Raw genomic sequence first — 11851 nt, 5'->3', positions numbered from 1 at the left:
GTCGTGGCCATGTGCATGCGCAAGCCGTCCGCCAGCGCGGGCCCCGGCCACCGGCCATGACCCCTCCCGGGCAGGAAACCGCCGGGCCGCTTGCTGCCGCCGCGGGCCACGCCACCGCCGGCATGTCGCCGCGGGCATGGGGCTCGTTCCGGCTGCGGCTGACGCTGGGCGCCGGGGGCCTGGCGCTGTGCACGCTGCTCGGCGTGGGGCTTTACGCGGCGCGGCTGGCGACGCAGGAGCGCCAGAACTTCGTCGGCCTGCAACTGCTGGGTGCGGCACGCTCGGCGGCGATCGGGCTGGCCACGCGGCTGCAGGAACGCGAGCGTGAGGTCGAGATCCTCAGCCGCGTGCCGTCGCTGGCCGAGAGCCCGCTGGACTCCGAGCGCGTGGCGCGCTCGCTGGCGCTGCGCAAGGAGACCAACACCGAGTACGCCTGGATGGGCGTGGCCAGCCTCGACGGGCGCGTCGTCAACGCGACCGGCGGCCTGCTGGTCGGCGCCGACGTGCGCACGCGGCCCTGGTTCGCCGCCGGGCTGAAGGGCTCCTACACCGGCGACGTGCACCAGGCCGCACTGCTCGCGACCCTGCTCGAGCCCCGCCCCGGCGGCGAGCCGCTGCGCTTCATCGACCTGGCCGCGCCGGTCATCGGGCCGGCCGGCCAGGTGCGCGGCGTGCTGGCCGCGCACGTGCACTGGGACTGGATCGCCAACGCGGTGCGCAAGGCGGTCAGAGAAGACCCGCGCGCCACGGACACCGAGGTGATCATCCTGGGGCGCGACGGCACGGTGCTGTACCCGCTGCGCGCCCCCGGCACGCGGCTGCCGCAGGCGCTGGGGCGGGAGCGCTACGGCATGCAGGAGGACCCCGGCGGCGCGTCCTACCTCGTCGCCCGCGCGAGCGTGCCGGTCACCCAGCACTCCGATCTCGGCTGGAGCGTGGTGCTGCGCCAGCCCTCGGCGGCGGCCACCGCGCCGGTGGCCCAGCTGCGCGACCGGCTGTTTGCGATCGGGCTGGCGACCTCGCTGCTGGTCGCGGCCCTGGCCTACGTGCTGGCCGCCCGTGTCAGCCGGCCGCTGGAGCGGCTGGTGACGGCGGTGATGTCGGTGCGCGAAGGCCGCGGCGGCCAGGCGAACTTCCCGCGCGACGGCGGCTCGCCGGAGCTCAGCGCGTTGTCGGACGCGGTGCGCGAGATGACCGAGGCCCTGCTCGACCGCGAGGCCCGGCTGGCGCAGGCCAACGCCCACCTCGAGCAGACCGTGGCCGAGCGCACGTGCCAGCTGTCGCAGGCCAACGAGGAGCTGGCGCGGCTGGCGGCGCAGGACGCGCTGACCGGGCTGGCCAACCGGCGCGCCTTCGATCAGCGCGCCGCCGAGGAGGAGGCGCGCTGCCGTCGCTCGGGCACCGGCTTCGGCCTGCTGCTGCTGGACATCGACCACTTCAAGGACGTCAACGACCGTTTCGGCCACGCCACCGGCGACCAGGTGCTGCAGCAGATCGCCCGGCTGCTCGAGAGCGCCACGCGCGAGACCGACCTCGTCGCGCGCCTGGGCGGCGAGGAGTTCGCGGTGCTGCTGCCCGAGCTGGGCGAATGCACCGACACGATGCGCGTGGCCGAGAAGATCCGTGAGGCGATCCAGCATCACGACTTCGGCGGCATCGGCGAGGTGACGGTGAGCGCCGGCTGCGCCTGGGCCGACGGCAGCGCGCTGCCGGTCAGCGCCGCGCTGCAGCAGGCCGACCAGGCGCTGTACGAGGCCAAGGGCCAGGGCCGCAACCGCTGCGTCGCGGCACGCGGTTTCCAGCCCGGCTGAAGCCGCTCAGCCGGCGGCCAGCGGCCGCACGAACCACAGGTCCTCGCCCTGCACGTGCGTGCGCCGGAAGCCGTGGCGCTCGTAGAAGTCGATGGCCGACTGCCAGCCGAGCGTGGTTTCGAGCACCAGCTCGCGCGCACCGCGCTCGCGCGCCGCGTCGACCAGTGCCGCCAGCACCTGCGCGCCGACGCCGCGGCGGCGCTGTTCGCGTGCGACCGACATGCGCACGATCTCGAAGCGCCCGGGGCCGGCCGGGCGCAGTGCCCCGGTGGCGACGATCAGCGCACCCTGGCGCGCGACCAGCGTCAGCCGGCCGTCGAAGGCCTGGCCCAGGGCCTCGATGTCGGGGTTGAAGCGCGCCTCGTAGTCGCCCCAGCGCTCGGCCAACCCGGCGACGAGCAGCGCGCGCACGGCGGGCACGTCGGCAGGGGCGAGCGGGTCGCTGCGAAGCGGCTCGGCGGCCACCGGGGTTGCCTGCGTCATGGCAAGAAGCGGATTCGGGCGGAAGTCGGGACCGCCGAAGATCGCAGGCGGCGCGCCGGCTAGAGCCAGCCCCGGGCCCTGGCGATGCGCGCGGCTTCGACCCGGTTGTCGGCCCCCAGCTTCTGCGCCGCCTCGTGCAGGTAGTTGCGCACCGTGCCCGGTGACAGCCCCAGCGTGTCGGCGATCTCCTTGTTGCTGCGCCCCTCCTCGGCCAGGCGCAGCACGCTGCGCTCGCGCTCGCTCAACGGGTCGGGCAGGTCCCAGGCGGCCGCGGCCAGCTCGCTGGCGACGACACGCTGGCCGGCGGCGACACGGCGCACGGCGGCGGCCAGCTCCTCGCTGGGCTGGTCCTTCAGCAGGTAGCCGCGCACGCCGGCGTCCAGCGCCCGGCGCAGATAACCGGGGCGGCCGAAGGTGGTGACGATGAGCACGCGCGTCGGCAGCTTCGCGGCCTGGACGCGCGCGGCGAGGTCCAGGCCGCTCAGGCCCGGCATCTCGATGTCCGACAGCAGCACGTCGGGACGCTCGCGCTGCACCAGCGCCCAGGCGGCCGGGCCGTCGGCAGCGCGGCCGACGACCTCGATGTCGGGCTCCAGCGCCAGCAGCGCCGCCAGCGCTCCCAGCACCATCGCCTGGTCCTCGGCGACGACGACGCGGATCATGCGCCGCCTCCGTCGGCCAGCGGCACACGCGCCAGCAGCGTGGCGCCCTGCGGCGCACAGTTCAGCGAGAGCTCGCCGCCCACGGCCCGCAGCCGCTGGCGCAGGCCGGCGAGGCCCTGGCCTTCGGCCGGCGTGACCGGCACAGCCACCGCCGCGTCGCGCGCCGTGTCCTCGACGGACAGCGTCACGACGCCGTCGGCGCAGGCCAGCTGCACCCGGCAGCGGCGGGCGTGGGCGTGGCGCACGACATTGGTCACGCCCTCGCGCAGCACGAAGGCCAGCGCCGTCTCCACCGCCGCCGGCAACGGCAGCGCGGGCAGCACGGCGTCAAGTTCGACGCCGGCGCTGCCCAGCGCGCTGCGCGCCGCCGCCAGTTCCGAGGCCAGCGTCGTGGCGCGCAGGTCGGTGAGCGTGGCCCGCACGTCGGCCAGCGCGGCGCGCGCGATGCGGCGGATGTCCTCGACCTCCGCCCTGGCGCGCAACGGCTCGGTCTCGGCCACGCGCCCGGCGAGGTCGGCCTTGACGGCGATGGCCGTCAGCGTGTGGCCCAGCAGGTCGTGCAGGTCGCGCGCGATGCGCTCGCGCTCGGCAACCACTGCTAGGCGCCGGGCTTCGTCGCGCGACGCGGCCAGTTCGGCACTCTGCACGGCGAAGGCCGCCGAGTACATCGACACCACCGCCGTCATGGCGCCGAAGAACACCGACGGCAGCCAGTGCCACGGACCGATGCCGCGCCACAGCACCAGCGCCGCCAGCACCACGGCCAGCGCGGCCAGGGCCGCCGCCGCGCGCCGGCGCGGTAGCACGCCGCCCAGCAGGCCGCAGGCGAAGACGATGAACACGCCCCAGACGCCGCCGAAGGGCTCGAGCGCCAGGCCGACGGCGGCGACGCCGGCGCCGCAGCCCAGCGCGCGCCGGTCGCTGCGGCCGAAGCCCGCCAGGTACAGCGGCAGGAAGACCGCAACGCCGGCCGCGGAGGCCAGCAGCGCCGCCGTGCCGGGTGCATGCCCCAGCCAGGGCAGCGGGTACAGCAGCAGATAGGCGAGGAACCAGTAGCCCATGCGCCGCGTGCCGCGGTCGATCTGCTGCAGCTCGGGAGCGCTGGTGTCGGGCATGGCTCGTGTCTTCACGTCGCCTCAGGATAGCGGCGGCGCGGCACCGGCGCACCGTTCTTCCAGAGGCGCACGATGGCGCGCGTGGCGCGGATGTCGGCCGTCGGGTCGCCGTCGACCAGCAGCAGGTCGGCACGCCGGCCCGGCGCGATGCGGCCGCGGTCGCCCAGCGCGAAACGTGCGGCTGGCGCCGCAGTAGCCGCGCGCAAGGCCTGCACCGGCGTCAGGCCGGCGCGCACCAGCAGCTCCAGCTCGTGGTGCAGGCTGGCGCCGTGCGCGGTGCCGGGGTTGGGCGCATCCGAGCCGGCGAGGATCTCGACACCGCCTTCGTGCAGTGCCCGCACCGAGGCCAGCGCCAGCTCCAGCCGCAACATCGACAGGCGTGCGCCTCGCCCGGCCGCCAGGCCCAGGCGCTGCTCGGGGCTGAGGAAGGGCCGCACGGCGGGGTCGGCGGCGAAGCGCGCGGCCTCGCGCGGCGGGCCTGGTTGCCCGGCCTCGGCCGAGTCGTTGCCGGCGATGACGGCCAGCGTCGGCGTGACGAAGGCCCGGCGCTCGCGCGCCAGGCTCACCAGGGCCGCGTCGGCGAGGTGGTCGGCATGCACGTGCACCAGGCCGTCGGCGCCGGCGCGCAGCGCCTCGCCCGCCGGTTGCAGGCGCGAGACGTGCACCACGGCCAGGCGCCGGCGCGCGTGCGCCGCCTGCACCAGGGCCGCCAGCGTGGCCCGGTCCAGCGACGGAAAAGGCGGCCCCAGCCCGTGGGCGTCGCGCGGTTCATAGACGATCTTGATGAAGTCGGAGCCCTCGGCCAGGCGCGCGTCCACCCAGGCCCCGGCCTCGGCAGGCGTGTTCAGCGTCGGTACCGGCAGGCCGAACTGCGTGCCGTGGCCGCCGGGCGCCGTGGCCAGCCATCCCGCCGAGAACAGGTCGGCGTGCGCACGCGGCGCCAGCGAGTCGCGCGTGCGCGCCAGCTCGCGGGCCGCGGCGGGGTCGGAGAACATGCTCAACACGGTCGTGACCCCGAAGTTCAGCGTCTCGGCCAGCGCGTCGCCCCAGGGGTGGACATGGGCGTCGATCAGGCCGGGCAGCAGCGTGCGGCCGCGCCCGTCGACCACCTCCAGCCCCGGCGGCGGCGCCAGGCCCGGGCCGAGCTCGGCGACGCGGCCGTCGCGCACGACGACGGTGGCCTGCTCGACGACACGCTCGCCGTCGAACACGCGCACGTCGCGCACGACGAAGCCCGGCGCGGGCGGCTCCAGGCGCTCGTCGCCCGGCGCCGGCAGCGCCAGGAAACCGGCCAGCAGCGCCGCCCCGGCCAGCACGGACACGAGCCCGCGTCTCATCGCGGCGCCCGCCGCCAGGCCCAAGCGGCGCCGGTGGCGAAGACGAGCGTGAAACCAGCCACCGCCGCGCCGTGCACGGCCAGGCTGCCGGCGATGTCGCGGCCGCTGGCTGCCAGCGCGATCTCGGCCAGATGGTGGCTGGGCAGGGCCAGTGCCAGCGCCTGCATCCACGGCGGGAACAGGAACAACGGCATCCACAGCCCGCCCAGCACCGCCAGCGCCAGGAACACCAGGTTGGTCACGGCCATCGCCGCCTGCGCGGACAGGCGCAGCCCGATGAGCAGCCCCAGCAAGCCCGTCGGCAGCGCCGCGCCGATGTGCACCGCGGCCAGCGCTGCCCAGGCGACACGCGGCAGCACCACGCCGGCGCCCCAGGCGGCCAGCACGTACAGGCCGACGACGACCAACGCCGTGAACCCCAGGCAGACGGCGAGCTTGGCGCCCAGGAACAGCGACACCGGCAGCGGCGCGATCTGCTTGAGCGCCAGTTGCCCGGACTCGCGCTCCTGCGCGACGCCGGCCCCGAAGGCGAACAGTGCCGGGCCGAGCGCAGCGAACACGCCGTAGGTGGCCAGCAGGTAGGCGGCGTTGCCGCTGCCGGGGCGCATCAGCACGATGGCGAACAAGGCGTAGAAGGCCAGCGGCAGCGCCAGCGTCGGCACCACGAAGGCGGGCTGGCGCCAGGCCTTGAGCCATTCGGCGTGCGTCTCGGCGGCCAGCAAGGCAGCGGCGCTCACCGGGGCACCCTTGGGCCTGGCAGCCGGTCCCGTCGCGCGGGAACGAGCCCGGACGGGTCCTGAGGGCTCACTGCGGCCGGGCGGTGCAGCAGGTCAAGCACGGCGTCCTCCAGCCGGGTGGCACCGAGCTCGAGCTCGCTCACCGTGTCGTCGGCCGCCAGCAGCGCACGCAGCGTCGTTTCGGCGGCCTGGGTGCGCAGCGCGACGCGCCGGCCGCGGGCTTCGGCCGCCGTCACGCCCGGCAGCGCGCGCAGCCGCTCCAGCGGCAACGCACTGCGGCACTGCAGCGACTGCCCCGCCACCTGGGCGCGGATGCGCGCCGGCGAGTCGTCAGCCAGACAGCGGCCGCAGGCCAGCAGCAGCACGCGGTCGGACAGCGCCTCGGCCTCGTCCAGCAGGTGCGTCGTCAGCAGCACGGCCGCGCCCTCGTCAGCCAGCGCGCGCACCGCCTGCCACAGCGCCCGGCGCGACTCGGCGTCCAGCCCGGCGCAGGGCTCGTCGAGCACCAGCACGCGCGGGCGGCCGCACACGGCCAGCGCGAACTGCACGCGGCGCTGCTCGCCGCCCGACAGCGCGCCATAGCGGCGGCTGGCCAGCGCTTGCAGCCCGGCCAGCGCCAGCGTGCGCTCCAGCGGCCGCGCACCACGGTGGTAGGCGGCCTGCAGCCGCAGATGCTCGGCCACGGTCAGCTGCGGGGCCAGCGCCGCGCTCTGCAGCATGGCGCCGGTGGCCGCACGCGCCGCGAGGCTGCCGGGCCGCAGGCCGCAGACCTGCACGCGGCCGGCCTGGGGACGCCACCGGCCGAGCAGCAGGCCGACGAGAGTGCTCTTGCCGGCGCCGTTGGGGCCTAGCAGGGTGGTCACGCTTGCGGACTCCAGCGACAGGCTCAGGCCGTCCAGCGCCTTCACCGGGCCGTGGCAGTGCACGACATCGCGGGCCTCGACGGCCGCCGCCTCCTCCATCGCCGCTCTCCTGGGCTTCGACAGGGTGCCAGTGTGGCCGGGCGGCGCGGCGCGCGACAGTGAACGGTGTCAGGCGCCTGGCATGACAGATGTCATCCAGGGCGGCGCCGTTCAGCCCGGCTCGCGCAGCCGCCTGGCCGCCGCCACCATCTGCTCCAGCGCCGGGATCACCTCGGCCCACTGGCGCGTCTTCAGGCCGCAGTCGGGGTTGACCCAGAGCCGCTGCGGCGGGATGCGCCGCGCCGCCTTCTGCATCAGCGCGACGATGTGCCCGCAGCTCGGGATGTTGGGCGAGTGGATGTCGTAGACGCCGGGGCCGATCTCGTTGGGGTAGTGGAAGTGCTCGAAGGCGTCGAGCAGCTCCATGTCCGAACGCGAGGTCTCGATCGTGATGACGTCGGCGTCCATCGCCGCGATCGCCGCGATGATGTCGTTGAACTCCGAGTAGCACATGTGGGTGTGGATCTGCGTCTCGTCGCGCACGCCGTTGGCGGTGATGCGGAAACACTCCACCGCCCAGTCCAGGTAAGCCGGCCAGGCCGAACGCCGCAGCGGCAGGCCTTCGCGCAGCGCGGCCTCGTCGATCTGGATCACGCGCACGCCGGCGCGCTCCAGGTCCAGCACCTCGGCGCGCATCGCCAGCGCCAGCTGGCGGCAGGTGTCGGCACGCGGCTGGTCGTCGCGCACGAAGGACCAGTTCAGGATCGTCACCGGGCCGGTCAGCATGCCCTTCATCGGCCTGGCCGTCAGCGACTGGGCGTAGGTGCTCCAGTCCACCGTCATCGGCCGGGGGCGGGCGATGTCGCCGAACAGGATCGGCGGCTTGACGCAGCGCGAGCCGTAGCTCTGCACCCAACCGAAGCGGCTGAAGGCATAACCGTCGAGCTGCTCGCCGAAGTACTCGACCATGTCGTTGCGCTCGGCCTCGCCGTGCACCAGCACGTCCAGGCCCAGCGCCTCCTGCACCTGCACCGCATGCGCGATCTCGGCGCGCATCGCGTCGCGGTAGGCGCCCTGCTCCAGCCGCCCGGCCTTGAACTCGGCGCGCACGCGGCGGATCTCGGCGGTCTGCGGGAACGAGCCGATCGTCGTCGTCGGGTACGGCGGCAGTTTCAGCCACTCGGCCTGGCGCTCGGCCCGCACCGGATATGCGCTGCGGCGGCGGCCCATCCCGGCGTCGATCGCGGCCACGGCCGCGCGCACCTCGGGCCGGCGCACGCGTGCCGAGGCCCGGCGCGTGGCCGCCGCGTCGCGGTTGGCCTGCAGCTCGGCCTGCACCGCGGCGCGGCCTTCGCGCAGCGCGCGGCCCAGCAGCCGCAGCTCGTCGAGCTTCTGCAGCGCGAACGCGAGCCAGGACTTCAGCTCGGCGTCCAGCCCGTCCTCGATCGACAGGTCCACCGGCACGTGCAGCAGCGAGCACGACGGCGCCAGCCACAGGCGCTCGCCCAGGCCGGCGGCCAGCGGCTCCAGCCAGTCGAGCAGCGCCGTCAGGTCGGTCTTTCAGATGTTGCGGCCGCTGATCACGCCCAGCGACAGCACGCGTCCGGCGGGCAGGCGCGCCGCCAGGGCCTCGGCCTCGTCGCGCGCGGCGACCGCGTCGACGTGCAGCCCGGCCACCGGCAGGCCCAGCACGAGCTCGGCGTTGTCCTGCAGCGGGCCGAAGTAGCTGGCCAGCAGCAGCCGCACGCCGCAGTCGGCGAAGGCCGCGTAAGCCGTGCGCAACGCGTCGCGCCAAGGCGCGTCCAGGTCGGTGGCCAGCACCGGCTCGTCGATCTGCACCCAGGCCACGCCGTCGGCGGCCAGGCGGCGCAGCAGCTCGGCGTAGACGGGCAGCAGCGCCGGCAGCAGTGCCAGCCGGTCCGAGCCGTCCTTGGACTTGCCCAGCGCGAGGTAGCTGACCGGCCCCAGCAGCACCGGCTTGGCGGCCACGCCCTGTGCGCGGGCCTCGGCCAGCGGGGCCAGCAGCCGCGAGGCGTCGAGCACGAAGCGCGTGCCGGCGTGGAACTCGGGCACGATGTAGTGGTAGTTGGTGTCGAACCACTTGGTCATCTCGCCGGCAGCGACACCGCCGGCGCAGCAGCCGGCTTCGGCCGCCGGGGCAGAACGCCCGCGCGCGACGCGGAAGTAGACGTCCAGCGCCTCGCCGCCGTGTCCGCGTGCGCGCTCGGGCACGTTGCCGAGCATGAAGCTCGTGTCCAGCACCTGGTCGTAGAACGAGAAGTCGCCCACCGGCACCAGGTCCAGGCCGGCCTGCTGCGCCCAGTGGCGCTGGCGCAGTTCGGCACCCAGCGCCTGCAGGGTCTCGGGCGAGGACTCGCCCTTCCAGTAGGCCTCGAGCGCGAACTTGAGCTCGCGCCGGGCGCCGATGCGGGGGAAACCGAGGTTGTGCAGCGTGGTCATGGAAGTCGGGAGGTCGTGATGGAGCGGGCGCATCCTAGGCAGCGCCATCCATTACGTAAAATGGTCATTCCTCACCGATCCATGAGCCACATTCACCGATCATGATCGAGCGCATCCACCTCGCCATCGTGCTGGAGGTCGAGCGCCTGGGCTCGCTGACGGCCGCCGCCGAGCGCCTGTGCCTGACGCAGTCGGCACTCAGCCACAGCATGCGCAAGCTCGAGCAGCAGCTGGGCACCGACATCTGGCGGCGCGAGCACCGCAGCCTGCGCCTGACGCCGGCCGGCCAGCAGGTGCTGGCGCTGGCGCGGCGCGTGCTGCCGCAGCTGGAGCAGGCCGAGGCGCAGCTCGGCCGCATCGCACGCGGCGAGCGCGGCACGCTGCGCATCGGCATGGAGTGCCACCCCTGCTACCAGTGGCTGCTGAAGGTCGTCGAGCCCTATCTGGCGGCGTGGCCCGAGGTCGACGTCGACGTCAAGCAGAAGTTCCAGTTCGGCGGCATCGGCGCGCTGTTCGGCTACGAGATCGACGTGCTGGTGACGCCCGACCCGCTGTACAAGCCCGGGCTGCGTTTCGAGCCGGTGTTCGACTACGAGCAGGTGCTGGTCGTGCACCGCGGCCACCGTCTGGCCGGCGCGCGCCAGGTGCAGCCCGGCGACCTGGCGCAGGAGGTGCTGATCACCTACCCCGTCGCGCCCGAGCGCCTGGACGTGTTCACGCGCTTTCTGACGCCGGCCGGCGTCGCGCCGCGCCAGCACAAGACGATCGAGACCACCGACATCCTGCTGCAGATGGTGGCCAGCGGCCGCGGCGTGACGGCGCTGCCGCGCTGGCTGCTGCCCGAGGCCGCGCCGCAACTGCCGCTGGTGGCGCTGCGCCTGGGCGACCGGGGCGTGCACAAGCAGATCCACCTCGGCGTGCGCGAGGCCGACGCCGACGTCGGCTACCTGCGCGGTTTCGTCGACCAGTCGCGGGCGGTGGCGGGCGGCTGATCGCCCGGGCGCCGGCAGGCGCTAAGGCGGCAGCGCGCCGGCAGGCGCTAAGGCGGCAGCGCGCCGGGTGCCGGCGGCGGCAGGCCGGCCTGCCCCAGGCGCAGCCGCTGCTCGGCCAGATTCAGCATGCGCAACAGCAGTGGCGAGCCGGCCGACGCACCGCGCGCGGCGGCGTGTTCCAGCAGCAGCCGGCGCAGTTCGGCCGCCTCCTGCAGCTCCTGCGGCTCGACGACCGTGACGGCGACGCCACGGCGCACCCAGGCCTGCAGCAGGCCTTCGTGCTGCAGCACCTTCATCGCCTCGCGCACCGGCGTGCGGCTGACGCCGTAGTCGCGCGCGATCGCGAGTTCGTCCAGCGCCTCGCCGGGCGCCCACTCCAGCGCCAGCACACGCGCGCGCAGGCTCTCGGCGATCGCGTCGCACAGCGCCGCCCGCGGCAGGCGCGGCACGTCGGCCCTGGTCTCGTCCATCGGTGGCAAGGCCTCAGACATAACGCCGCTCCAGCGCGTCCCACTCGGGCTTGCCGACCAGACGCTGGCGCTCGGCGAACGGCGTCACCAGCCCGCTCGACTCATGCAGCTGGCGCGTGTCGCGCAGCGCCGTCAGCGCGCGCTGCATGCCGAGCACCGCGCCCTGCAGCGCCGCGTTGGCGTAGAGCACCAGGCCGTAGCCCAGCCCGGCCAGCTCGTCGGCGCCGAAGATCGGCGTGCGCCCGCCGATCACCATGTTCATCAGCTGCGGCAGGGCCAGCCGCTGCGGCAGCGCACGCACCTCGTCGGCCTGGGTCACCGCCTCGACGAACAGCAGGTCGGCGCCGGCCTCGGCAAAGGCCTGGGCCCGTTCGACCGCGGCCTCGAAACCCTGGGTCGCGGCGGCGTCGGTGCGCGCCATGATCAGCAGCCCGGGGTCGCGGCGCGCGTCGACGGCAGCCTTGATCTTGCCGACGGCCTCGTCCAGCGGGATCACGTCCTTGCCGGCGAAGTGGCCGCAGCGTTTGGGCGCCACCTGGTCCTCCAGCTGGATGCAGTCGGCACCGGCACGCTCCAGCGTGCGCACCGCGTGGTGCACGTTCAGCGCGTTGCCGAAGCCGGTGTCGGCGTCGACGATCAGCGGCAGCTCCACGGCATCGCGAATGCGCGCGGTGTGCTCGGCGATCTCGGCCAGGCCCATGAAGCCCTGGTCGGGCAGACCGAACCACATGTTGGTGACGCCGGCGCCGGTGACGTAGACGGCCTCGAAGCCGAGGTCGGCGACGATGCGCGCGGACAAGGCGTTGAAGGCGCCGGGGACGAGCACGCCGCGGCGGGCCTCGGCCAGCGCCCGAAGGCGGCTGCGGGTGGACATGGTGGACC

The 11851-nt window shown here is 74.7% G+C and carries 10 protein-coding genes and 1 pseudogene; 2 read left to right on the top strand and 9 right to left on the bottom strand.

The genetic code is table 11. The features are described from left to right. Window positions 1-56 precede the first annotated feature (56 nt). A complete protein-coding gene (locus tag G5B56_RS14295) occupies window positions 57-1811 on the top strand; it encodes a diguanylate cyclase (protein WP_240920819.1) in 1755 nt (584 codons plus the stop codon). Between the two features lie 6 nt (window positions 1812-1817). On the opposite strand, the gene G5B56_RS14290 is transcribed toward G5B56_RS14295, so the two are convergent. The 7 genes and pseudogenes from G5B56_RS14290 to metE all read right to left on the bottom strand — a co-directional run bounded on the left by G5B56_RS14290 (window position 1818) and on the right by metE (window position 9507). Continuing rightward, a complete protein-coding gene (locus tag G5B56_RS14290) occupies window positions 1818-2294 on the bottom strand; it encodes a GNAT family N-acetyltransferase (RefSeq protein WP_164963637.1) in 477 nt (158 codons plus the stop codon). Between the two features lie 59 nt (window positions 2295-2353). After that, entirely contained in the window at window positions 2354-2956 is a 603-nt protein-coding gene (locus tag G5B56_RS14285; protein WP_164963636.1) for a DNA-binding response regulator, read from the bottom strand. Beyond that, window positions 2953-4071 carry a sensor histidine kinase gene (locus G5B56_RS14280; RefSeq protein ID WP_206023526.1) on the bottom strand — a complete coding sequence of 373 codons (1119 nt, stop codon included), beginning with the start codon at window positions 4069-4071 and terminating at the stop codon, window positions 2953-2955. The genes G5B56_RS14285 and G5B56_RS14280 overlap by 4 nt, the downstream gene beginning before the upstream one ends. 11 nt (window positions 4072-4082) lie before the next feature. Continuing rightward, window positions 4083-5408 carry an amidohydrolase family protein gene (locus G5B56_RS14275; protein ID WP_164963634.1) on the bottom strand — a complete coding sequence of 442 codons (1326 nt, stop codon included), beginning with the start codon at window positions 5406-5408 and terminating at the stop codon, window positions 4083-4085. Beyond that, on the bottom strand, window positions 5405-6145 hold the full coding sequence (locus G5B56_RS14270; RefSeq protein WP_164963633.1) for an ABC transporter permease: 741 nt from the start codon (window positions 6143-6145) through the stop codon (window positions 5405-5407). The genes G5B56_RS14275 and G5B56_RS14270 overlap by 4 nt, the downstream gene beginning before the upstream one ends. Then, a complete protein-coding gene (locus G5B56_RS14265; protein ID WP_164963632.1) occupies window positions 6142-7107 on the bottom strand; it encodes an ABC transporter ATP-binding protein in 966 nt (321 codons plus the stop codon). The genes G5B56_RS14270 and G5B56_RS14265 overlap by 4 nt, the downstream gene beginning before the upstream one ends. Before the next feature lie 111 nt (window positions 7108-7218). Further along, window positions 7219-9507 (bottom strand): annotated as a pseudogene (gene metE, locus G5B56_RS14260) (5-methyltetrahydropteroyltriglutamate--homocysteine S-methyltransferase). Between the two features lie 101 nt (window positions 9508-9608). On the opposite strand from metE, the gene G5B56_RS14255 reads away from it, so the two are divergent. Beyond that, window positions 9609-10499, top strand: coding sequence for a LysR substrate-binding domain-containing protein (locus tag G5B56_RS14255; RefSeq protein WP_164963631.1), 891 nt, complete (start codon window positions 9609-9611; stop codon window positions 10497-10499). 47 nt (window positions 10500-10546) lie between these two features. Here the strand turns inward: G5B56_RS14255 and G5B56_RS14250 are convergent, their stop codons facing one another. Both G5B56_RS14250 and G5B56_RS14245 read right to left on the bottom strand, forming a co-directional pair. Then, a complete protein-coding gene (locus G5B56_RS14250) occupies window positions 10547-10969 on the bottom strand; it encodes a GntR family transcriptional regulator (protein WP_164963630.1) in 423 nt (140 codons plus the stop codon). A gap of 13 nt (window positions 10970-10982) precedes the next feature. Next, a complete protein-coding gene (locus G5B56_RS14245; RefSeq protein WP_164963629.1) occupies window positions 10983-11843 on the bottom strand; it encodes an oxaloacetate decarboxylase in 861 nt (286 codons plus the stop codon). Window positions 11844-11851: the final 8 nt, after the last annotated feature.

The organism is Rubrivivax sp. JA1026 (assembly GCF_011065555.1).
GTDB classification, from domain to species: domain Bacteria; phylum Pseudomonadota; class Gammaproteobacteria; order Burkholderiales; family Burkholderiaceae_C; genus Rubrivivax; species Rubrivivax benzoatilyticus.
The sequence above is the reverse complement of the archived record's forward strand: the minus strand, read 5'-3'. Positions and strand labels throughout refer to the sequence as shown.